At 30.8% G+C, this 24188-nt stretch carries 20 protein-coding genes; 6 read left to right on the top strand and 14 right to left on the bottom strand.

Annotation, left to right across the window (positions count from 1 at the left end; all coding sequences use genetic code 11):
* Positions 1-97: 97 nt before the first annotated feature.
* On the bottom strand, positions 98-2524 hold the full coding sequence (locus DEA20_03115; protein HBS48159.1) for a hypothetical protein: 2427 nt from the start codon (positions 2522-2524) through the stop codon (positions 98-100).
* Positions 2525-2703: 179 nt separating this feature from the next.
* Between DEA20_03115 and DEA20_03110 the strand changes: the two genes are divergently transcribed.
* The 3 genes from DEA20_03110 (at position 2704) to DEA20_03100 (ending at position 5708) form a co-directional block, all read left to right on the top strand.
* A complete protein-coding gene (locus DEA20_03110) occupies positions 2704-3327 on the top strand; it encodes a hypothetical protein (GenBank protein ID HBS48158.1) in 624 nt (207 codons plus the stop codon).
* Between the two features lie 144 nt (positions 3328-3471).
* On the top strand, positions 3472-4602 hold the full coding sequence (gene dnaN, locus DEA20_03105; GenBank protein HBS48157.1) for a DNA polymerase III subunit beta: 1131 nt from the start codon (positions 3472-3474) through the stop codon (positions 4600-4602).
* An 11-nt stretch (positions 4603-4613) separates the two neighbouring features.
* Positions 4614-5708 carry a hypothetical protein gene (locus DEA20_03100; protein ID HBS48156.1) on the top strand — a complete coding sequence of 365 codons (1095 nt, stop codon included), beginning with the start codon at positions 4614-4616 and terminating at the stop codon, positions 5706-5708.
* 605 nt (positions 5709-6313) lie between these two features.
* Here DEA20_03100 and DEA20_03095 read toward each other — a convergent pair.
* The gene (locus DEA20_03095; GenBank protein ID HBS48155.1) at positions 6314-6508 is read right to left on the bottom strand and encodes a hypothetical protein; all 195 of its coding nucleotides are present in this window, start codon (positions 6506-6508) and stop codon (positions 6314-6316) included.
* Positions 6509-6532: 24 nt separating this feature from the next.
* On the opposite strand from DEA20_03095, the gene DEA20_03090 reads away from it, so the two are divergent.
* The gene (locus DEA20_03090; protein ID HBS48154.1) at positions 6533-7573 is read left to right on the top strand and encodes a hypothetical protein; all 1041 of its coding nucleotides are present in this window, start codon (positions 6533-6535) and stop codon (positions 7571-7573) included.
* A 120-nt stretch (positions 7574-7693) separates the two neighbouring features.
* On the opposite strand, the gene DEA20_03085 is transcribed toward DEA20_03090, so the two are convergent.
* On the bottom strand, positions 7694-9004 hold the full coding sequence (locus DEA20_03085; protein HBS48153.1) for a hypothetical protein: 1311 nt from the start codon (positions 9002-9004) through the stop codon (positions 7694-7696).
* A gap of 505 nt (positions 9005-9509) precedes the next feature.
* Here DEA20_03085 and DEA20_03080 point away from each other — a divergent pair.
* Positions 9510-9953 carry a hypothetical protein gene (locus DEA20_03080; protein ID HBS48152.1) on the top strand — a complete coding sequence of 148 codons (444 nt, stop codon included), beginning with the start codon at positions 9510-9512 and terminating at the stop codon, positions 9951-9953.
* Positions 9954-9972: 19 nt separating this feature from the next.
* Here the strand turns inward: DEA20_03080 and DEA20_03075 are convergent, their stop codons facing one another.
* The 8 genes from DEA20_03075 to DEA20_03040 form a co-directional block, all read right to left on the bottom strand.
* Positions 9973-10491 (bottom strand): hypothetical protein, encoded by a 519-nt coding sequence (locus DEA20_03075; GenBank protein HBS48151.1) that lies wholly within the window; start codon positions 10489-10491, stop codon positions 9973-9975.
* Between the two features lie 12 nt (positions 10492-10503).
* Positions 10504-11874 carry a replicative DNA helicase gene (locus tag DEA20_03070; protein ID HBS48150.1) on the bottom strand — a complete coding sequence of 457 codons (1371 nt, stop codon included), beginning with the start codon at positions 11872-11874 and terminating at the stop codon, positions 10504-10506.
* Between the two features lie 25 nt (positions 11875-11899).
* Entirely contained in the window at positions 11900-12352 is a 453-nt protein-coding gene (gene rplI, locus DEA20_03065) for a 50S ribosomal protein L9 (protein HBS48149.1), read from the bottom strand.
* Between the two features lie 79 nt (positions 12353-12431).
* Positions 12432-12965 (bottom strand): hypothetical protein, encoded by a 534-nt coding sequence (locus DEA20_03060; protein ID HBS48148.1) that lies wholly within the window; start codon positions 12963-12965, stop codon positions 12432-12434.
* A gap of 90 nt (positions 12966-13055) precedes the next feature.
* A complete protein-coding gene (locus DEA20_03055; protein ID HBS48147.1) occupies positions 13056-14288 on the bottom strand; it encodes a hypothetical protein in 1233 nt (410 codons plus the stop codon).
* Positions 14245-14757 carry a hypothetical protein gene (locus DEA20_03050; GenBank protein ID HBS48146.1) on the bottom strand — a complete coding sequence of 171 codons (513 nt, stop codon included), beginning with the start codon at positions 14755-14757 and terminating at the stop codon, positions 14245-14247. The genes DEA20_03055 and DEA20_03050 overlap by 44 nt, the downstream gene beginning before the upstream one ends.
* The gene (locus DEA20_03045; protein HBS48145.1) at positions 14729-15244 is read right to left on the bottom strand and encodes a hypothetical protein; all 516 of its coding nucleotides are present in this window, start codon (positions 15242-15244) and stop codon (positions 14729-14731) included. Before DEA20_03045 ends, DEA20_03050 begins: the two co-directional genes overlap by 29 nt.
* Positions 15234-15440 carry a hypothetical protein gene (locus DEA20_03040; protein HBS48144.1) on the bottom strand — a complete coding sequence of 69 codons (207 nt, stop codon included), beginning with the start codon at positions 15438-15440 and terminating at the stop codon, positions 15234-15236. Before DEA20_03040 ends, DEA20_03045 begins: the two co-directional genes overlap by 11 nt.
* 161 nt (positions 15441-15601) lie before the next feature.
* On the opposite strand from DEA20_03040, the gene DEA20_03035 reads away from it, so the two are divergent.
* The gene (locus tag DEA20_03035) at positions 15602-17833 is read left to right on the top strand and encodes a hypothetical protein (GenBank protein HBS48143.1); all 2232 of its coding nucleotides are present in this window, start codon (positions 15602-15604) and stop codon (positions 17831-17833) included.
* A 67-nt stretch (positions 17834-17900) separates the two neighbouring features.
* On the opposite strand, the gene DEA20_03030 is transcribed toward DEA20_03035, so the two are convergent.
* The 3 genes from DEA20_03030 to DEA20_03020 form a co-directional block, all read right to left on the bottom strand.
* On the bottom strand, positions 17901-20855 hold the full coding sequence (locus DEA20_03030) for an isoleucine--tRNA ligase (GenBank protein HBS48142.1): 2955 nt from the start codon (positions 20853-20855) through the stop codon (positions 17901-17903).
* A gap of 173 nt (positions 20856-21028) precedes the next feature.
* Positions 21029-22420: a hypothetical protein gene (locus DEA20_03025; protein HBS48141.1), complete on the bottom strand. Its 1392-nt coding sequence runs from the start codon at positions 22418-22420 to the stop codon at positions 21029-21031.
* A 292-nt stretch (positions 22421-22712) separates the two neighbouring features.
* Positions 22713-24188 carry a hypothetical protein gene (locus DEA20_03020; GenBank protein ID HBS48140.1) on the bottom strand — a complete coding sequence of 492 codons (1476 nt, stop codon included), beginning with the start codon at positions 24186-24188 and terminating at the stop codon, positions 22713-22715.

Genomic DNA, 24188 nt, shown 5'->3' with positions numbered 1-24188 from the left:
ATCTAAAAAAATTAAAAAAATCACTTTTTAATTTTGAATCTAGTTAGGAAAACATATAAGGTCGGATTTTAGTCCGACCTTATATTGCCAAGTTTATTTATATTTGCGCTAGAGCGTCTTGCAAAATTTGACGAAATTTTGCATCTTCATTTATGTATATTAAGGTTGAAATTTTGTTTTCAACTATTCCTCTTATATGTCTTTTCCTGTAATCATCTTTAATTGCTGTAACTTTGTCTTTTATAAATCGGTAAAGATCTAAAAATAAATTTCTAAGTTCGGGATCTTTTGGAATTGGTTGATCTAAAAAATTATCGATGTTCGGATATTCAAAAATATCTAATTGAGTTGTAATAAGAGTATCTTTTATCCATTGATAAAAATATACAAATAAAGGTATAAATTCAGGTTTTTTTGGAATTGAAATTTTTAAAATATCTTGAATAATTATATTTTTACTATCTTCATGTTGTATTGTTGGAATAATGCCTTCGGTCCATTGGTAGAATTTAAAATTAGAAGGTTCAAATTGTTGTTCTAAAATAGCTGTAGTAATTTCAAATTTTTCGTCATCAGTAAGATTATTAAACATACCGAATTGTGGATCAAATATTTTAAAAATATAAGAGTCTGTAGCTTTCCAGAATTTATGTAGATTAATGTAATCATTTTTAGGAATTTTTTTATTATAAAGAGTTCTGATTAGATTGATTTTGAATTCTTCAGGAATATTTTGATCTTTGACCAAAATCTCCACAAAAGATATTACATTTTCAGGTGTTCTTAAATTTTGCATAAACAATGAAAAAAGTTTATACATAGTTGGCAGATTTAACTTTAATACTTCTGTATTTCCGAATAAATTAAGAAAAACTGTTAAATATAAATCTTCATATAAAGATCTAGTAAGATTTTTAGTTTTTAGAAGTTCAAAATATTTGATGGAACTTTCATTTTTAGTTGGAAATTCTAGTATAAAGTGCCCAGGGTTAAATATCCAATTAATACTGAAGAGCTTAGCTTCTTTTTTTTCGATGTAGATGTTTAATGTAACATTTTTATCATTTTCATCTACATCAGGATCTTTGTCGAATTCTATATTTGTTATTTTTACTTTTTCTAAATTAAATTTATTTTTTAAACTTTCTAGTTTTTCTTTTGCATTTTGGCCTTCTATCCCTGGAACTAAATTTAAAATAATATTGAGCATATTTTTAATACCGGCATTAATATTGCATTTAATATCACAATAATTAATGTTTGGTAAGTTTGAAACAATGTTAGCCCAATCATTATGAGCTTGTTGAGTATATACGCTGTTCAAGTTATGTGTTTTAAAAAAAATTACTAAGTTTGGATTTGTGCCTATCTGTTCTAAAATTGAGAAATCAAAAGTTCTAGTTAAAGGATTAAAGATTAAAGCGATAAAAAAGTTCAAAAGGGAAGTTTCACCACAATCAGGAAAGACGACTCCTTGAAAAATAGTCTCTCCACTCATTGCAACTATATTGGGAAGGGGATTTTCAAAAATATCAAATCCGAAATATGTAAGAGCTAAATTTTCAAGGTTATTAATAACAACTTGAGGAGAAGATGTTTCTTTTAATTCCAAATATTTTGTTTTATCAAATTCTTGCGGTTTCATATTTTGTTGCATTATTGCAACGAAATTTTCCTTTGAAGGTTTAGGGCTAAGTAGAAGTTTTAATCCTTTTCCAGGAGATAATTCACAATTAATGTTTTCATTAAATAAAATAGATTTGTTGTTCAAAGTTAAATAAATACCCCAAAGAAGATCGATAAAATGCTGCGGTAAATTAGATTTTTTCCAGTTAAAAGCAAGCAAAATAAGAGTTGTCAAATAAGAGGGATAAATATGATTTTCTTCTAGTATTGCACCAATTAATGATTCTATAAAAATAGTTTTGAATTTTTTGTATTCTGTATTGTTTATATAAGATTCTTGTAGTTCTTTCTTTAAAGATCGGTTCAGTATACCTTTTTTTGTTTTAGTTTGATGTGAAGTGTCCAGATTTCCTAATTTAGTTAATTCTTTTTCTAAATATTTTTTAATATTTTCTTTAATGATGGGAGTGTTAGCTTGTTCGAAGGTATTGATAAAAATATTGAGATTTTCTCTTAAAGTTGAAGGATTATTCCTGTTGTTTTCTATAATTGCGATTAAAGCACCGACATTTTGAGGTCCCAAGTAAGTTGCGATTTTAGTAGGCAAATATGTGGTGTCAAATGTTACATTATCATGGTGAATGAAGAACATTTCATGAACTAATTTAACCATAGCATGATTCGTATTACCGTATCTATAAAGATTTTCTAAAAAAGGAGAATGCCAAATAATAGAGCCCCATGTTGGTGATAAATGGTTGCTTCCAAAAGGGAAATCAGTATTTTCAGACTTGAATACATTTTGAAAAGTTTTGATATAAGTTACTGAAAGTTCGCCTGAAATAGTTGTTGAAATAAAACAAAATAACAATAAAAATTTTAAAACCAATTTTTTCATCAAATTTCTCCAAATTTTATAAAACAAAAAGATGTTTTTAAATTAGTTTTTGGAGAGCGTAAAAGTCAATGAATTGCTGTAACTTTCTCGTTTTTATTGTGTTCAAACTTAAGCTAAAATTAATATAAATATAATTGTGAACAGTTTAGTGCGGATTTTTTGCTTTAAAAGGGGGCGATATGAATAAAAACCTACTGTTTTCCGGCATAGTGGTATTGTTAATTGGATTGTTTTTTTCAAATCGATATTTATTTACAGGCATTGGTGATCCATTAAAAGTTTTGTACGAAAGTAGTCAGTCAACTATAAATAAAATATCAAACGTACAGGTTTCAACAGATAGTGGAATATCTATTTATGAGTTTTTCTCAAATCCTAAAGCGCTTATTCCTCAAACAGAAATTTGGGATACAAAGAAAAATAGCGCCGTACCTTTGCAACTTGTTTTAGGAGCGGTAGATAAATTTTATTTAAATAATGAGGCTTTTTCTACAGCAAACAAAACGAAAAAACTATTTTTGGTATATAAGTTAGATAAAAGTAATAAGGATATTTCGAAAAGGGGGTTGTTTGTTTTGTTACTTCCTAATTTACCAGCAAATTATTCAGTTCAAAGTCTTGATATGATCAAAGGGATTACAGAATTTAATAGTAATTTTTATTTTCAAGGCGAGATTATAGAAGTGACAAAAGATAAAATTGTAACTCAATATCAAAGTCAAACTGATAATAAAGTAATGCGCGCTACCTACAAAGTAGAAGGTTTTATTTTTAAATTAGATAAGGAAGAAGCTGCTAAGTAAAAAATTATAAATTTTATGTAAAGAGAGACTATATTAAAGTCTCTCTTTTTGTTTTAAAGTTGGCCAAATTCTTTGATTATTTTTATAATACATAAGTTAAATTTTTGTTTTAAATTTCCTAAATGTTAAAAGGGATTTGGTCAGATGCTAAAAATGGAAAATAAATTTAAAGTAGAGCAAAAAGATCTTTTTGCTCTACTTGCTTCGATGCAAACTATTTGCAGTAAAAAAACAACTTTAGATGTTACCGAATTTATCTTGTTTAATGTTTCTTCTAAAGAATTGATGTTGAAAGCTACAGATTTAGAAATTAGCTTACGCGCAACTATGGAGCTGGATGAAAACTTTATCGACCAAGCAAGCTTTTTAGTTTCTGGTAAAAGGATTTTCGAATTAGTTAGAGAGATGGAAGGGGAGATTGAGTTTACAATTTCACCTACAAATATTCGATTAAAATCTAGAAGTGTTGATCTTTCATTAAATATTAGAGATGCAGCAGACTTTCCTCCATTCCCAGAAAGAATTGAAAATTTGATGGAAATGGAATCTTCATTTTTACTTAATCTACTAGCTAAAGTTTCTTTTTTAATTCCTCAAAACCATTCAAACACGGCACTAAACGGAATGCTACTTGAAGTGGATGAAAATGGAATGGCAATGGTAGCAACAGATGGACATTGTCTTGCGAAAGTAGAAACAAAAAAATATTCATTACATGAAAACAAACGTTGGTTGCTTCCAAAAAGAGCTACAAGCGAACTTAAGAAAATATTAGAATCTACCGATTTGAAGAATGTATTTTTAGGGGTTTGTGGTAGTCAATTAGTTTTTTCTGGTCCAAATTTTAATTTTTTCTCCAAACTTTTGAATGACACTTTTCCAGAATATAAACCAGTTTTGAGCAAAGAAGGTTTTTCTCCTGCCGTTTTAATAAAAGATGATATTATGAAATCTTTGAAACTTGCAAATTGTCTTTTGGCAGGACATTTTTTATCAACCAAATTTTTGTTTCAACCAGGTAAATTAGATTTATCTTTGCAGAACAAAGAAGTTGGAACATTGGAAGAGTCTATAAAAATGGATTCATTTGAAGGAGAATCGGTAGAAAGTCGTTTTTATTCTCCTTATTTGTTAAACGGTCTTTCAGTTTTTCCTGATAAAGATCTTTCATTTTTTATAAAAAATAGTAATAAGCCAATTATTTTTGAATCAAAGCAAAGTGAATATGAATTTGCTTTTCTTGTGATGCCGGTTTCAGCTACTCAACAAAATTAGTTTGAGAAAAAGTGACTATAACAAAAATTAAGCTTAGAAATTTTAAATGTTTTCAAGATCAAACTTTTGACTTTGATAGCAAAATTGTTTTTATAGAAGGACAGAATGGATCGGGAAAGACTTCAATTTTAGAAGCGCTCTATTTTGCTTGCTATTTGAAATCTTTTCGACTTTGTTCAAGTCGCGATCTTGTTCATTTTGAGGAAAATCACTTTTTTATTGGTATAGACTTTGCTTCACAGCAATCTGATTTTACAAATCAGATTGCTGTGGGATTTAAAGATGGAAAAAAGGTTGTTAGGTTAAATCAGCAAGAAATTAGGTCTTACAAAGAAATTGTAGAACTCTATTCTATAATCAGTGTCGTAGAAGATGATTTACTTTTGGTAAAAGGCTATCCTGATGTTCGTCGTCTGTTCCTAGATCAGGCTCTATTTTTTGATTCGTACGATTTTGTAAATAAATTGAAACAATACAAACAGGTTTTAGATAATCGAAATGCTGTTTTAAAATCTTCTTCAATGCCAAATTTGGATATTTTGAAAGTTTGGACCCGGCAGCTTTGGGAGCTATCTATTGTTATTCAAAAAAATCGTATGACTTATTTAAATTTGTTAGAACAAAAGGTTAATGAATATTTAAAAAAATATTTTAATGAAACCTTTTTTATTAATTTTGAATATAAATCTAAAATTAAAATTGGAAGTGATTTTGATACATTTTGGGATTTGTATTTAAAAAGTAAATATCAAGAAGAAACCAGATTTTCACGTTCTGTCATCGGTGCTCATTTAGATGATTTTATAATTCACTATCATGGAAATGCAGCACGTTTTTTTGCATCTCGTGGCCAACAAAAATTAATTTTATTTTTAATCAAAATTTCACAAGGTCTAATTTTGGCTGATAAGGGTAAACAAAACATCGCTTTTTTATTAGATGATTTTTTAACCGATTTAGATCAAATAGTTTTATCTAAATGTTTTTTTATGATTACAGAATTAGATTTTCAATTTTTTTTAACTTGCCCAATTAAATCTTTTAGCGATTTTCAAGATATTTTTCAAAAAGACTATCAATTTACGCCTCAAATTATTAAAATTTGAAATTGATAAAAAACACTATAAAATTAAGGTTTTGTTGATACCTAGTGTTTTTTGCTGAGATTTTTTGAATTTAAAATTATTAATTGAAAATATTATGTTTTTTGCCTTATTTTAAATAGATTTGTGAAATTACATTTGACATTCCAATGGAATATATTACACTTGTTCTAAGGTTTAGAACCTAAAATTTTAATGGGCTTCATTACTACTCTCCTTTTTCCGTCATGCAGGATTCATTCCTGCGTGGCGGTTTTTTATTTATACTTGTTTTTACTCAAAAATCATAAATAAATGAGCTGAAAACGGCTAAATTTAATTTTTATGTTAATTCCTTATTTGTTTAAGACATTCATTATTTAACATAATTAACATTATCGGCCTTTTTCTTGACCTCTCTACTTTTTTATTTTCACGTTTCTTTTGATTTTTTTTGATTTTTTAACGTTCTTCAATATTCTGTGACAAGCATCTTGCTTTCACATCAGCAGAACAAAATAATATTATTTTTAAAATAAAAAGGAATGTTTTAATGAATCTAAAAAACCTTTTAAGCCCTAAGTTAAGCCTAATCTTATTGTTAGTTTTTAAAACTACACCTACTTTTTCTATAGGTTTTGGGGGACGCTACGTTTCTGCCCCTCATTTTTCGGTTTCACATGCATCGGTTTCACATGCACACGTTTCAGGGCCACATGTCTCAGGGGGACCGCATTTTTCTGGCGGAAGTCATTTTTCAGCACCAAGCCACGTACGTTCTTATACTCCCCTCGTTTCGGTTCGCCCCCCCAGCTCCACCTCATATAACTGCGCCTGTGCATGTCGCAATGCCTCATTTTAATCCGGCAACTACCTCTCATTTTACCGCCCCACCTTCAATGCCATCCATTCCTAATTTTACAAATCTCCCCATGCCTTCTTTACCCAGCGTTCCTAGTGTTGCCACACCGCAAATACCTACAATTCCAAACATAGCTCATGCTCATGTTGAAGCTATTCAAAACTGGGTACACTCTCTAGAAGAACGTTTAGAAAAAATTGAATTTCCTCAAGTTCCTGAAGATCAAAGACGCCCTGTGATATATCCAAGAAGACCGATGATGGGTGTTTTTATCATACCTAGTTCTTCAGCATCTTCCTCTTATAATCCAGAAGAAGCGGAAATCGTATATCCTCAATACGAGCAAACAAGAGCTGCCATCTTAGCTGAAATAGCAAGGCTTAACGCACAAGAGCCGGTCATAGTTCAATTAATATCTCAATGTCTAGAAGCAAGTCCCATCTTCGCAAATAGGTTTCAGGAGATTATTCGAAATTTATCAACAATAAATGACGCCCCCGTGCCTTTTTTGCATAAGATAATTCATTATATGAATGACGATAAAACTGATGTTTTACTTTTATGTAGCATTATTCAAATTTTAAAATTTAATAACCGGTTAGATTTTCTCCAAGCGGTTAATGTTTACAAAGAAAATGCTCTCTTCCAAGCTCTCAGAGATCGAAAATTATTTATCTTGAACGCATTGTTAGATTTTCATCCAATCTTTAATAGAGATGCTAGAAACTGCCTAAATCAACCTCTTATTTTCGTCGCTGGCCAAGCAAAAGATGTTGCAGCAGTTTGTCTATTAAAATCAAGAGGGGCTTTTGAGTTTGTAGATTCTAGAAATCCTAGTGAAGATCCTTCCGCTATTGGTGGCGAAGAAATAGAATATATCTTACATCCATGTGCTGGCGACTGCAGACATTGTTGCGCTATGACTGGTTATAATTGTGAAAGGTTTTGGTGCGGCTTTGCAGATTGCTTCTGCAACTTCTTATGCTGCAAAGGAATAACGTGCGATGATGATGATGATGATGACTAAATTTTATCTAATTAATTTGGCTAATCTATTATTTGTTTAATTTTGCCAAACAACGCAATAAAAAACGAAGAGTATCAAAAAATACTCTTCGTTTTTTATTGGAAATATTTAATTACTATTTTATTTATTAACAGAACAATTTTTAATTTTTTTTGAATAGCGATACATGCAAAATCCTACCGGAATTCCAATCATAATCGGTGAAGCATGGATTAACCGCGTCCAATTGTTATCACCTAGCTTTGTTGTCCATGTAAGATAAATCAAAATGCCAACCGAAATGAAACCAATACTTGCTATAAAGAGAGAACTGTACTTTTTTTTGCGCAAGCTCTGCACAAACACTGCTAGGATAGTAAGAAAAAATGCAATACAAACGCCTAAATTTGTAATGGCAACAAGAATAGTCACGCTTGGAACACATGTAACAAGCAGTATAATTAAAATTCCGTGAACAATAGCTGCGTTCGAAGGCATTCCGCTCGCATTAAGTTTTGATAAAAATTTTGAACGAAATAAAAGTCCACATTTAGCAAAAATATTGATATTAGTAATATTGTTTAGAGCTGCTCCATACGTTGTATTCATATAACTTAACATCATATCAAAAAGAAGAAAGGATGAAACTATAGCCGAAGTCACAGCTGAGAATCCCATAAATTTAGGAAATGCATGAACCCCTTGTGATGCTAGCGCAACGCTACCCATAATCTGTAAAATTCCTAAGTGAAATACTGTATACAATAAGACAGATGTTGAAAATGCAATCAAAATAACCTTAAATACTTGAGCGGTTCCACCTCGAATGTGATGCCCAATATTGCAACAACTTTCAAACCCTAAGAAAGAAAATAAAACTAATGGAATGGTTCCCGCTAAATCGCTTATTCTATCTATTTGATAATCAAAAGAAGAATTCCAAAAAAAATAAATCACTCCGAGCATTACAAGAAGCGGTATTAATTTAAGAAGAGTTATCATGCTTTGTATTTTACCTATCACCCTAATGCTTATCATATTTAAAAGAGTAATGATTAAGATAAAAAAAACGTAAAACACTATTGGATATTCTTTAATAAAATTAAAACCAAGTGGATTAATTAAAAGATCTCTAATTCCGCTAGTAATAGTTGCGACCGTTCCCATGTACCCAAGCAAATAAGCCCAGTTGGCTATAAAGCCAAAATCTTCACCAAGCGCCGCTTTACAATAATTATAAAAACCACCCTCTCCTGGGAAAATTCGCGCTGCATTAGCAATAGTTAAAACAATTGGTAATAATAATAATCCTGCAAGTATCCATCCAAGAAAACTTAAACCGCCTGCCTGTTGGGCCATTAACGGGGGACTTAAATAAATTCCACTGCCAACTATTATATTTATATTCATTAGCACGGCCGAAACAAACGAAATTTTGTGCGAATCTGACATAATTTATCCTTTTTAATTTAACCCTATAAAACAAAAACCCCCGACTTTTTTGGGTCGGGGGTTTACACTTTTTCAATTAACTTTTGCTGTTATGGTGTACACCTATCCCGACCGCAAGTATGGGCAAATACTTGAGAGTTAGAATTAATAGACGCAAAGGTATAATTGATTGATGAAAAACAATCGGAATTTGCAAGAATGTAAATTAAATTTAAAGAGATTGTTTTTTGCATAGTTTTATTTTGCTCAATATACCTTTATAAAAACACCATATTCACAATAGAAGCAAAACTAGCATCCTCTTTTTAGTAAGTCAACAATTAAAATGCGACATTTAATTATCTAATGAATTTAGCTAACCTGTTATTTGTTTGATTTTGCCAACGGCCTTGAAATCCTATTAATGCTTGTTTAATTTCTTTTGGCGCAAGTTGTGTTATATTTATTTACTAATAAAAACAATAATGTTAACGCATGTTAAAAAAGATTAACTAAGGATTAACAAATGAAAATAAAAAATTTAGCTCTTATAATTGTGGCTTGGGGTTGTTTTGAATTAACATCCATCTTCGCTGGGGGTGGCTTTTGGGCACGTCCTTGGCAGCGAGACAATAGCTATGTCATAGAATCTTCCCTAGCAATGGAGCGCGCTACTGCTATTCGCAATAATAATATTGATCATCTGCGCGATAGGGTACAAGCTTTTGAAAGCAAAGTGGCGCACTTAACATTATCTTCGCGTTCAGAAGGCATTTCGGTAGGATCTGAATACAAATTAGAAGGCAACACCATTCTTGGAGAAATAGCTACATTTGAGAATGAAAACATAGTTACACTTGAAATAGTACAAATGGATCCAATAAATTTCTTGAATGTCGCTCAACAAGAAAGGATTAGAGCGTTAAAAGCAAAAGTAGAAGCCATATTGCAACACCTTTCAAACCAATAAATTTTAAGTTAATTAAATTTTATCTAATAAACTTTGCTAATCTATTATTTGTCTGATTTTGCCAAACCCCACAGAGAGTTATAGCAAGAGCGTCGGAAACGTCGCTCTTTGCGTTTTTAAGAACATTCTGAAGTTGTGGAAACATACATTTCAGCGCAAGCGCAACCTGATCTTTTGATGCGCCACCAAATCCCGTAAGCGCTTGTTTAATCTCTTTTGGAGCAAACTCTGTAATGTTCATTTGATATTGATCTGCAAGCAAATATAAAATTCCTCGTAAAAAACCAAGCTTCAAAAATGTTTGAGCATTTTTACCAAGAAAAGATGTTTCCAAAACTATGTCTGTTATTTTTATTTGAATTGCTTTTTGATTAAAGTGATTGTAAAAAATTCCAACCCGCTTTGAAAGTGTATCTTTTGGATTCATTTGCAAATAATTGCATTCGAGAAGATATGTTTTATTTTGTTCGATTTTTAAAATTGAATATCCGGTGAAGTGAAATCCCGGATCAACGCCCAAATATACTCTACTCTCCATTTTACTTTTCCTCTAAATCTCATCCCCGGTCAAATCTATAAATGTTGTGGTTTCGCCGCTAAATCGAACGTAACATGATCCGACAGGACCATTTCGCTGTTTTCCAATTATAACTTCTGCCAAATCTGGAGTTTCTGTATCTTGGTTGTAAATAACATCGCGATAAACAAACATGATTACGTCACCGTCTTGCTCAATAGCTCCGGACTCTCTCAAATCTGAAAGAATTGGTCTTTTATCCATTCGAGATTCAAGCTGACGCGAAAGCTGTGAAAGCGCTAAAACGGGAACATTTAACTCTTTAGATAAAGCTTTAAGAGATCGTGAGATTTCGGAAATTTCCTGTGTTCTATTTTCATATCGAGTGTTACCACGAATTAATTGTAAATAATCAATCGCTACAAATTTAATATCGGAACGCGCTTTGAGTTTTCTTGCTTTTGCGCGAAGTTCCATAATCGAAAGGGAAGGAGTGTCGTCAATATAAATTGGATATTCTGCAAGTCTTGCCGCCGTATTAGTTAGCTCTACCCATTCATCAGAGGTAATCATTGCATTTCGAATTCGTTGATGTGAAATGCCGGATTCTGAGGAAAGCATACGCAAAACAAGTTGTTCTGCTGACATTTCTAAAGAAAAAACGGCTACAGCACTTCCCTGTTTTGCGGCATTCACAACCATGTTCATTGCAAGTGTTGTTTTGCCCATCGAAGGCCTTGCCGCCAAAATCAATAAATCGCCACGCTGCATCCCTGATGTCATTTCATCTAATTTTGCAAAACCTGTTGGAACGCCAGTGATTCCCTCTCGTTGCCCTCGAACATTTGCAAGATGCTGAAACGTTTTCTTCAGCCAAACATCTAACTGCACAAAAGTTGATGCTGTTTTTTTGCTTGTTATCTGAAAAATTTTCTTTTCAGCAGAATCAAGAACATATTCGATTTCATCTTCTTTTTGACTATAACAAGCTGTAAGAATTTCTGATGCGGAATTAATTAAATCGCGCAATATCCGCTTTTCTTTAACAATATTTGCATGCTGAACGATAAAACCTATCGCAGGAATATTTTCTTGTAATTCAATCAAATACTCAATTCCACCTGAGCTAGCCAGGGCACCTTTTTTTTCAAGCTCGTCTTGTAGCGTTAATAAATCTATTTTTTTATTTTTTTGCGAAAGATCGGTAATCGTTTGAAAAATCGCTTGGTGCGATTTCAAATAAAAATCTTCAGATGAAAGAATATCTGATATTAAAGAAAAATTTTCGTCATTTAAAAGTATAGAAGCTAAAACAGATTTTTCGGCTTCAATGCTTATCGGTAAATTTTTACCAAGCGAAGAAGTTTCAAAAAAGTTATTGCCGCCGCCTTTTTTGCTTTGCAAATCTTGCACAATTAACCTTTAAAATTTAGTGCGAAGCAGCTTCGATTACGACTTTAACTTCCAATTTTACTTTAGAACTTAATTTTACTATTACGGTGTATTCACCAACAGATCTGATAGATTTTGTAATTTCGATTTGTTTTTTATTTACCGAAATATTTCGTGCAGCAAGTAATGTAACAATCTCATCTTCATCGATAGATCCATAAAGTTTGCCTTTGTCATTTACTTTCTTTTTCAAAACAAGAGTTGTTTTTTTAAGTAAATCAGCAAGCATTGCAATTCTACTTCCAGCTAAACTTTCTTCGACTTCAATTTTATGGCTAATTTCTTTTACTCTTTCAACATGATTTGCGGTAGCTAAAACTGCAGCCTTTTTAGGAAATAAAAAATTTCTTGCGTAACCTTCAGTTACATTTTTGATTTGGCCTTCTTTGCCTACATTTACTACATCTTTTAACAAATAAACTTTTAACATTTGTACACCTCACCTTTGGTAAATTTAATTCTAAAATTATGAATCAAACTTTATCACAAAAATAGTTAGGCTACAAACATTAAATTCGTTTTTTTAGCTCTCTCTTTGATAAAATTTTTAGATCATAAAGAAGAAAGATAATACCTGATGCAAGAATGAATAAAGAGTAAAAATAAAACACAGTCTTTTCATGTCGCAAAAAAGTTATCCACCCAGATTTTGATGGCATCCAATAAAGCGGAAAGACTCCTAATATGGTAAATAAAAATGATGCAAAAATTAATTTCAAAAACATTCGTGAAGAATCATTTTTATTTATAAATTTAGCTTGCAATATTACAAAAACTGCAATAGCCAAAGATAACATTGCAATTTGCCGACCATTAACTTCTACATAGTCATAAAGTTTTAACTCTGCTTCATAATTTTCAATAACATAAAAAAAACAAAAACCTACATTAGAAATAAATGCAAAAATACCTGCATAAAAAGGAAGTTTTAACAATGGACAAATTTTTAAATAATCGAAACCAATTATCGATTTCCAAACAAAAATCCATCCAACAAATCCAAATGAATAAATCATCAAAGCCAAATAATCAAAATTAAACATATAAATAATTCCTTAATTAAAATTATTAATACAAAACATATTATTAAAGTAATTTTAAAGGTTTTAAAATTACAAAATCAAATATCTTCGTTAATTTTGAAATTTTGTAACTCCACTAAAATCTATATAAATAATTGAAACTCCTAATTTAGCGGATTTGAATGCTGCGTAATTTGTCATAAGTTTGCGCAAATATGAACAAAACCAATCATCATCAACAAAAGCTAAAATCACTTTATTTTGTTTAGTTGCAAAAGGTATAAGCTGCTTATCGTTTTGCCAAAAAAATTCGCTACAAATGCGAGGAATCCCCTCACAATTATCATTTAAAACAAATGTTTTTGTTGAACTTTTACCTTTACTTAACGCAATTTTATTTTTTAAGAAAAAATCCGCAGCGAAATTAAAATATGTTTTCCAAAATTTAGATAATTTTTCACCAAACGGCATCATAATGGTTTTATCATAAAATTGGATTATGCGACCTTGTTCTATGACATAAACAGATTGAAAATATTTTTCACCTTCTTGCCGTTTTGCTCCGATAATCAATTTTTGCTTTGGTAATAATACTTTTTCTACTAGATTTAAAACTTTTAAATCATAATTTAACACAAATGGAAACATCGACTCTGGTGCAATAATTATTTCATTTACATTGTTGTTATACAGCCTTTTATCGCTGTTTAAATATTTTATTTTACAATAAATATCCCCTGCTAATTCTGCTCTACTTTTATCTAAATATTGTGAATGCGGTTTTAAATATAAAAAATCACAATTTATTTTTTCTTTATAACTTCCATTAAACGGCAAAAACACCCATGAAACCATTTTTAGAAAAAATTTAAAACTTGATAAAGGAACAACCGGCAAAATAAAAGGATATCTAACATTCTTACCAATAATGCGGGGAAAATAATCTGCCAAAAATAAAAAATACAGGTACCAACCGAATAAAAATATAAAAATCTTCAATGCTCTATTTTTAAATTTGTCTAAAAACAATTTAAGTAAAATAAAGAAAAAGCCAGCGGTAACCGCCATCAGCAAAACAAGCACAAAATAAATTAAAAATGCTATAAACTTACTACAATCCGCTTTTGTAGAAATCAAAACATAAACCCAAAAAAGATTCCCCCCAAAGGCTAAAATCCCCCACCCTAGCCCAACGTTAAATAATCTTTTTAGATTTAAGTTACGTACAAAAAAGCTATAAAGTGGAAACAAAAAAAACAAGATACAAAACCCACAATAATCAGCAACCCAATAAGATAAATTAAATAACGCTGCGGAGAGTAAAATACGAAGTAAAAAGCTCATTTTCTTCTGATTTTGCATCTTTAAAAAACACACAAAAAATTACACATAAATTTTCTTTTTCTTTGGTCAAAAAAACCGATAATAAAAACTTATTTTTTACTTTTGGCAAATTTTCAATTTTAATTTGGCAACTAACATCATTTGCAATTTTATCAAAAAATTTATCTTTTTTATTTTTTATCTCTTCAAGCACACCTTGCCCATCCCAACTGATTGCCCCTTCTTTCTGCAAGATTTTTTCAACTTTTGCAAAATCTCTTTTTATTATAATTAAGGTTTTATCCAAGATCATCTCAGTAATATAAAAATTGCGATAGAAAGTCTCTCGCTCAAAGCATATTTGATATGAATAATTAATTTTTTGAAATGTTATCAAAGAAAGCAGTGCTAAAACAGCGCTAAAAATTAAAACATATATTAAAACAAACGCATCATTTTTTTTACAAAATTCGGTTTTGCAAAGAAACATAAAAAATATGCTCTCCCCTTTTTTCGAATTCTAAAACAACTTTCAAGCCCAAAATGTTTTTTTGCTCAGACGCAATTATCGGAATAAAACTAAAATTTTTTACATTGTAAGATAAAGTATTGCTACTTTTATCAACCCATTTTTGCGTACTAAAATCATACATTCCCTCGTACTTGATTAGCTTTTTATCTTTTATATCAAAGCCCAAATCTTTAAAACTTAAATTTAACTTTTCATCCAAAAATTTTTTCCTAAAAACTTTGTTTTCAAAATCCCATTCACTTGGATATTGAGATGCGCTCAAGCAATCTCTAAAAATCAAATCTACTGCCAATTGCTGCGAAATTTTTTGGTCAAGTAAAGATTGCAAAATATCGAGATTCTTACAAAAGAAAAAAAGCAGATTAAAGACAATCAAAAATATAAATACTGACAGCTGCAAATAAATCAAGATTTCAATTAATGTAAAAGCTTTTTTACTTTGCATTATTGGCCATTTTTATCTTATTTGATTCCATATTTTCTCTCACCAAATCAATTTGCTTCATACTATTATCTATTGAATATTTAATTTTAAAAATAGACAGGTAAATGTTACCAATACCAAGCAAAATGAGTGATAACACAAAAATACAAATCAATAGCTCAATTAATAAAAATCCATTTTTTGATTTTTTAACCATAAATAATTTCTTAACAAATTTTTATATTTCAAAATTAAAAAACTAACGTAAAGAATAATTATTTAGGTTTATAAAATCCACAATATTGACTTTATTCCGATTAACCAACTAATTTTGATGAAGTAAAAAAACAATTAAAATATAAAAATAGGAAAATAAAAATGAACAAAAAAGTCTTAATTATAATTTTTTCATTTTTTAGTTTTGCTTTAATTTTTGAATTTTGCATTTTAAAAAGATTACAAGCAGATCCAACTGAAGATTTGTCCACAGTGCAATTTGCACCTGAAGATGAAGCAAAGATAAAAGAAGAATATAAAAAAATGTTCGGAGCAGACTTATCGGAAGAGGATTTAAGAGAAGCCGAAAAATTCATGCAAGATCCGGCAAATCTGCCAATAATCGAAGAAATAGCCAAAGGAATAGAGCAAGAAATACAAAAGCAGCAAGAAACAGTAGCTCCAAAAGAACCTGAAATTATCCCCCCCCAAGAACCACAAGGAACAAAAGAAGATGTTGAGGCTGAAAAAGAACCTTCTGCTGACAAAGAAACTTCAGAAGAAAAAGTTGAAATACCACAAGATAAAAAGACTAACTTTTTACAACCCTGGAAACCTGTAGTAAAAAAAGATAAAGATGCGGATAAATTAAAAAAAGAAAAAGATACCCCAAAAACCCCCGAAAAACCTTCCCTTCCTAAACATAAAAAAGAAGCTTTCGACTTTTACATCGGTCAGTTTAAAAATGCATTAGCATCAGTCAAATCAAATATTGCAAATTTAGATGTATACAAAAGAAGCCGATTAAAGATTTTTGAAAAAGAATTAAACAGCATAAGTACGTCGATGGGGTCAATCCAAAATGACGAGATTTATCAAATATCTTTTTTTAATGCCAAATTCAACTCTTTAAGAAGTAAAATTTTAGAATTTTTAAATGAGTTAAAATCAATCGATCAAGATTTTCAAATTTCAGCAATGCAAATAACAATTACACCGCCTATATCCAAAGAAGAATTATTAAAACAAGAAGCTGGAAAAGAACAAAGCTTGCCGACCGAGAGAGGTAAAAAAGAATTTAAACCTGCATATGAAAGAATTAAAAAAATTGAAGAATCCGCAAAAGATACCTCTATTAAAACGCAAGAAACGCCCAAAACAGAAGACGCGGCTCTAGCAACCGAAACATGGTATCAACGAATAATAAATGCTATCAAAAATGGATTTATTACAAGTTGGGATTTTATAAAAAATATTTTTAGCAAAACTGCAATCCCAAAGCAAACCTCGGAACCCCAAACAGTTAAAGTTGCTGTAAATGATCCAACCGATGAATCGATAAAACAATTAACAACACATCCACCATTTGTAGGAAAAGAAATTTTAGATCTCCCTACAAAAAATAAAGCGCCAAAACAATCCGCACAACAAGCCCCTCAACCATCAACTGAAAACATTGTAAAAATGGCTTTAAATCGAATCCGAAAAACGTTAGAACGATATTTACCTATTTTGGATAAAGAATTAAAAGAAGTAATAAAATTTTCCAAACCAAAAGTCACAGAAACTAAAAAAGAAGTTGAACAAAAAATAAAAGCGGCTGAAGAAAAACGAAAAGCGCGTGAAAAGAAAACTCCTTCTTCTGGATATTATAATTATCCTTCTTACTACTCTAGTGGATCTCCTGGAGGCTACAATGCTCCTTCCTATGGTGGTTATGGTAGTGATTATTATGGCGGAAGTGGCAGCTCTTATCCTTCTTACAGTAGCCCAAGTTACAGAAGCGGAGGATATTCCTCCGCTTCTCCTTTTGATGATAAAGAATCTAAAGACAAAAGTCCCAAATCTCCAAAAGATGATAAAACATCGGTAGGTGGTAGCATAGGTCAATTACCAGCAGCTGCGGATAAAAACGCAAAGGAACTCAAAAAACCTGGTATTGGTGCATTATTGCCAAGAGAAAAAGAAGTTAGCGACGCTGAACTAGCGGCAACAGAAAATGAATTAAAAGAAAAAATTTTAGAATTGATTTCAGAAGCATCAGAAGAAAACTCTGATATCAAAACTTTATTAAAATCTGCTGAAACTAAAGCTGCATCAGAAAAAGAAGAAACTGAACGAAAAACAAAAATCGATAACAAACTAAAAATTTTACAAAAATTAGAAAAGAAAATATCTAAACAACAAAGTAAATTAGAAAATCTACAGAAAAAGTTTAAATCTGCAAGTCATAAAGAAAAAACTGAATGGCAAAAAGAAGATAAAAAATTTCAAGAAAAATATGAAAAATTTCAAAAATCACTTCAAGAGTTAGGCGCATCTTTAAAAGAAGCTAACGAGAGAAAAGCAAAAGAAGCTGCTGCGCCAGTTGCACTTCCAGTCGTAGCACCATAAATCACAGCATAAAAAATAAAAAGCGGCGTAAGAATAATTTTCTTACGCCGCTTTTTGTTGAGTAAATTTATTTATTTACAATTTCATCACATCGACTACAAATTCCATCTTCATGTTTTGTCTCACTCCACTGCCAACAGCGAGGACATTTTACACCTTCGGCATGCTCAACTTTTAAATAAATCCATGGTGAACTTGTTTTTGATAAACCTTCTGAATGTAAAACTCTTTGAATTTGCGAAACAATAAATAAATCTTTGAAAAACCGTTCGACAATTTCAGTTTGCTGTAATTCCAAAATAAAATTTTCAATCATATTAGCTTGCTCATTTTCCAAATCTAGATAAAAAGTTACTTTAGCCTCGAGCGAATGACCGATGATTCCTTCCGCACGCTTTTCTTCCAAAGATTTTAAAATAGTATTGCGAAGCTCTTTAAGTGATTCCCATTGTTTTTCTTTTGTCATTTTAAACAACAATGATTCTTCACTATCTTTGGAATAAGCGGTTGGAACTTGGGAAAATTTACCTGCAGCACTTGATTGAATTTTTAGCGCTTCCCAAATATCTTCAAAAGCCATCAAATCTTGCAAATGAATCGAATCTTTTTTGTCTTTTTGGTAAGCATCTGAAATCTCTTCTGCCAAAAATGAAAGTATTGGCGCCATTAATCGTGTCATAGAATCTAAAATATAATAACAAACCGTTTGTGCAGATTTACGATTAAGCCCATCTTTTTTATCTGTATAAAGCCTATCTTTTGCAATATCCAAATAAAATGCGCTCAAATCGTTTGCGCAATAAGCACTTAAATTTTGAGAAATTTTGATCAAATTATAGTTTTCATAAGAATCTCGAATTTCTTTTTCAACTTCGCTATGCCTTGCAAGTGCATATTGATCTATTTTAAGCATCTTATCAAGCGAAACTGCATCTTTTGCAAAATCAAAATCATACAAATTTGAAATCAAAAATCTCGATGTGTTTCTAATTTTTCTATAAACTTCTGAAACATTTTTCAAAACAACTTCGGACAAAATCATATCTGAATCATAATCACAACTTGCTACCCAAAGTCGCAAAATATCTGTGCTATATTTGGTAACAATATCAAAAGGTGCTATAACATTTCCGACCGACTTCGACATTTTGTGCCCTTTTACATCCACAACAAATCCATGAGTTGCTATAGCTTTAGTTTGCGCCATATCATTCATGATCATTGAACAAAGCAGAGAACTTTGAAACCAGCCTCTGTGTTGATCTGAACCTTCAAGATATAAATCCGCTGGAAACTGTAAATTTTTTTCCGATTTATTTTGCAAAACTGCAAAACTACTTACACCGGAGTCAAACCAAACATCCAAAATATCTCTCTCAAGATCTAAATTTTCAAAATTTGAAGCATCACCGCAATGAGGGCATACAAAATCCGATGCTAAAATCTTTTCATCGATCAAAGATTTCACAGTCATCTTATCCCAAAATTCAATTCCAATTTTTTCAACTTTATCCGCAACTTTTCCAATCAATTCGCCATTGATAAAAGCATTGTCACATTTTTTGCAAAGAATTGCGGCGATTGGCACACCCCAATTTTTTTGACGCGAAATACACCATTCTGCCCTACCACCAATTGTTGCTTTAAATCTTAATTTTCCACTTTCAGGATAAAAATCTATTTTGTCTGTTTCTTTGAGTGTTTTTTCGAGTAAATTATTTTTTTGTAAATTGCAAAACCATTGTTTTGTTGCTCTAAACATTAAGCCATTGTGACATCGCCAGCAATGTGGATATGAGTGTTTTATAGAGGCTTTATGAATTAATCTACCAAGTGACGCCAACTTTTTAATTACCCAAATTTGGCCATCAGTTATAACCATTCCTTCTAACTCTTTTGGATTTATCTCAGATGAATATTTTCCATCAACAGTCAAAGGAGAATAAATTTCAATGCCATTTGCAACAGCTAGAAGGTAATCTTCTGGTCCACACCCTGGCGCCATATGCATACATGCAGTACCATCTTCTAATGTTACAATTTTATCATGCAAAATTGGTACTTCTAAATTATCGATAAATGGATGTCCTACTTTTTTAGTAGCAAAATCTGTTGTATTAACTTTTGCTAAAATTTTCTTTTCAATTCCAAGTTCTTTGCAAATATTATCCGCCAAAACTTCTGCTACAAAAAACGCTTTGTTATCTTTGCCTTCAAGTAAAACATATTGTGCATTAGGATTTAAAACCACAGCGCGATTTAATGGAATCGTCCAAGGAGTTGTTGTCCAAACAAGCATCCCGATTTCCAAATCTTTAACATTCGAAGCAACTTTTGAAATTGCATCTGTAGTTAGTGGGAAAAATATATAACATGAAGGGTCAGATCTATCTTGATGTTCGATTTCAGCAGCTGCCAAAACGGATTGACAATGAAAACACCAAGGAACTGTTTTTAATTTACGTTCGATATAACCTTGTTCAACAAATTTTGCAAAAGCACGCAAAATTGAAGCCTCATAAGAAAAATCCATGGTTAAATAAGGATCATTCCAACTTGCAAAAATTCCAAGTTTTTTAAATTCATCTCGCTGAATATTTATCCATTTGGTTGCATATTTTCTGCATTCAGTTTTTATTGCAACTCTATCTAAATTAATTTGGCCTTTTTCTTTAAGTTCTGCGTTAACTTTGATTTCGATAGGAAGTCCGTGACAGTCCCATCCTGGTTTAAAAGGAACATGAAAGCCACTCATTCTTTTGAATTTACAAACTATATCTTTGAATATTTTGTTGAAAGCATGACCCATGTGAATAGAGCCATTTGCGTACGGTGGACCATCGTGAAGAATAAACTTTTCCTTGCCAATATTTTTTTCTAAAATTTTTCCATCCAATTTTTCATCTTCCCATCGCTGCAAAAGTTCAGCCTCTTTTTGAGCTGCGTTTGCGCGGATAGAAAAACCGGTAGTTGGGAGATTAAGCGAATCTTTAAAACTCTTTTTTTCTTCTAAATTGGCCATACATTTTTCCTTTTAAAATTCAAAGTTTCTTGCAACAAAACAAAGATATTTTAACAATTTTTAAAAGGAAAACCAAATTAACCAAAAGGTATTCTATTGCCCCTAAACAAAAAGGAGCATTTCTTTTCAGAAATGCTCCTTAAAATAAATCTATCAATACTTATTAATCTTAATTAAAAGTCTTGTTGTTCCGCTGCTTCGCCGCCACCACACTGTATCAATCTAAGCCTTGCAACTTCTTCTCGTTCAACTTTTTCTCGCTGTTGTGCAAAAATCATTTTTGATCTTTCAATTACATAATCTTCACGAGGAGCTGGAGAGCTTGGAACCGATATTGCTGGTGAAGAATCTCCTGATATGCCACCATTCAACTTTACTCTATTCAACCGATTAACGTAAAGAGGAATAAGACCTCTAGAATATTCTTTACAATATTTAGAACAAATAGAACAAAGCTCCCTTGAATCAAAATTGTATATTCTTAATATCTTATTAAATATTTTGAAATTAGAAACCACACGGGACTCAATAAAAGATATAGGAAAAAAAGGAGCACAGGATAATGTATAAATCATTTTATTTATCTCGTCTTCAATTTGATATTTAGTTAAAACTCTTGAAGAATCTCCAAGTTGCATTAACATCAAGCGAGGAATTTCTGTTTCATTAGGCTCAACTGATAAAAAATCAACGGTCAGATGTTCATTCATCAACTGTTCTACAATCGCTACTTTTTCATCCATAATTCTATTTTTAAATTCAGTAACTAAATCAATTAATGGTTCTATATTACTAAAATAAGGAGCCAAAACATCTATAAGATCTTCTTTATTAAAATTATAAATTCTTAAAATTCTATTAACCAAAGATAAACGAGTTGAAAGTTCATTTGGTGAAAGCATTAGATGATAAGGAGCACTACTTAAAAAGCTTTCTATAGATAATTTTAACATTCTCTCTAAATCATACTTAGTTAATATAAAATCTATTTTACTAGAATCACCCTCTATTAAATTACTAAGCGAACTTAAGGCTGAAAATGTTAATTCGTCTGCAACATTAAATCCTTCTGCAGAAGGAATAGGTAAAAGAGCATCTCTAATAACAGTTATTAATTCTTTTCTTTTTTTGTTCATAATTTCGAATTTAAATCTATCAATAAAAAACTCCAAACCGCGTCTATCACTAAAGTATTGTGCAAAAACGGCTACAAGATCTTCTCTTCTAAAATTAAAATCTTTCAAAATTTTATTAAATGAACATAAAAAATTAAAGGGTGGCATAACTTGATGAGTATGTGTAAAATAATTATCTGGGTAACGATTTTGACCCAATTCAATCATTCTTTCTAAACTTGACCTACTTAATTGAAAATTTCGATTGTTTACATCGCCTTCAAAACAACAATTAAATATGCTTAATGCTTCAGATGTTTCTATCCTATTTTCTTCAACCGACAAAACAACATTTTTAACAGTTTCTTCACTAAAAAGTGAATTCATTGGCAATAAACTCTGAAAATTTATTCCTAACGCTAAAAATAAAGATAAAAATAATTTTTTCATAAAACTCCATTCTTCTAAATTTAATGCTATGTGTAATTTGATTTTAATTAAGTCGCGATTTAAGACGCTTTGTTTAATAGTTAAATAATACACTTATTCTACTATTTCTATAAAAAAACTCTAGATACCCTACCTCATTTTTTACAGAAAACAGCAAAAAACCATTTAATTTACGATGATAATTGAATTTCGCTACAGATTAAAATACAAAATTTGGCATTTTTTGCATTTTTACAAATCTATTTAAATTTTAGAAATATTTAGAAATCAAAATTAAGAACATTCATTTTAATCAAGAATCAAATGCTTCTGATGAACGACCATACTGCGGCAAGTTAGCAAATACACCCGATGCTCTTCCATCTGAAGCCCGTAAAGCTAGTTTTTCTTGTGCTAATTGATTAAATATTTTTGCATTTCTTACTAATGTATTTTCTTCTGCCAAAGCATCTAATGCAAGCTTGCGCTGCAAAAAAGCATGCTTTTCTCTTGACTCAAGTACAAAAGGATCCTGTCCTGGAATGGATCTTGGTTGAGACAGCGGCTCTGCTGATTCAACATTTCTGCCTACACATAAGCTTAAATTATAAACAAGTCCAGGTAACATGTATGAATTTCCTTTACAATATCTAGAAAGAACAGCATGAAGATCATTTGAATCAAAACCATAGGTTCTTAATTTTTTATTTAACAACCTTAGCTCGGTTATGACAGCCCCTTCAATTAAATCGATTCGAGAAAATGACGCGATAGACAATTTCATGATAATTTCATTTAACATAAATCCAATTTGCTCTGACCTTAAAGGCCTCGATACCTGCGCTTCTGGTAAAACATCTAAATCATTTGGATCCGTAGATAAAATAACCGGAATACATCTACTAATGATTTCTTCAAAAATAATTCTTTTTTCATTAATAATTCTACGTTTAAATTCGTTTATCAAAAATGTCATATAACCTGTATCTTCAAAATAAGGAGATAAAACTTCTTCCAAATCCGTTTGATCAAAATTATAAATTCTCAAAATAAAATTAAATGAAGACAAAAGATTGAAAAAATAATCCCAAGTATGCGATCTACGAAAATATGAATTAGGAAATTTTTTTTCTATTAAACTAAGCATTCTTTCAATGTCTAACTTACTCAATTTAAAATTTATGCTAAGAAAGTTGCCTTGAATACAATCTCTAAACAATCTAAAAGCGTTTGCCTTTTCATCATCCGAAATATTTAATCCTGCTTCTGATGGCATAAATAAAATAATACTTTCAACAGATTGACTAATAACTCGCCGAACCTCTCTTCTTTTATCAGTTATAATATTTTGCTGAAATTTTTCTATCAAATCTTTCAAATGAATTCTAGCAGATAAATTACATTCATTACCCAAACCATAAACAAAAGCCTCAACAAAATCTTCATTTATAAAATTAAAATCTCTCAAAATTTTGTTAAACGAATTTAAAAATAAAAAGAAATATTGATCACAATGAGTATGTTCCAAATAATTACCAGGAAAACTACTTTTTCCCAAATCAATCATTCTTAGCAAATCAGATCGACTAAGCATACAATCCGCATGTGTAAACCCATCTTTAATGCAATCTTTGAATAAGCTTATAGCTTGCGATATCTGTTGCGGATTTTCTCTTGTTGATAATATAAAATTAGCAATAGTTTGTTCATTAAAAAGCTGAAAACCTGGAAATAAACTTTGAAAATTTAGACCTGAAATTAAAAGCACAAATAAGAATAATTTTTTCAT

The sequence above is a fragment of the Candidatus Dependentiae bacterium genome (genome assembly GCA_003511165.1).
Classification (GTDB): Bacteria; Babelota; Babeliae; order Babelales; family UBA12411; genus UBA12411.
This window is presented reverse-complemented; position numbering and strand designations above follow the sequence as displayed.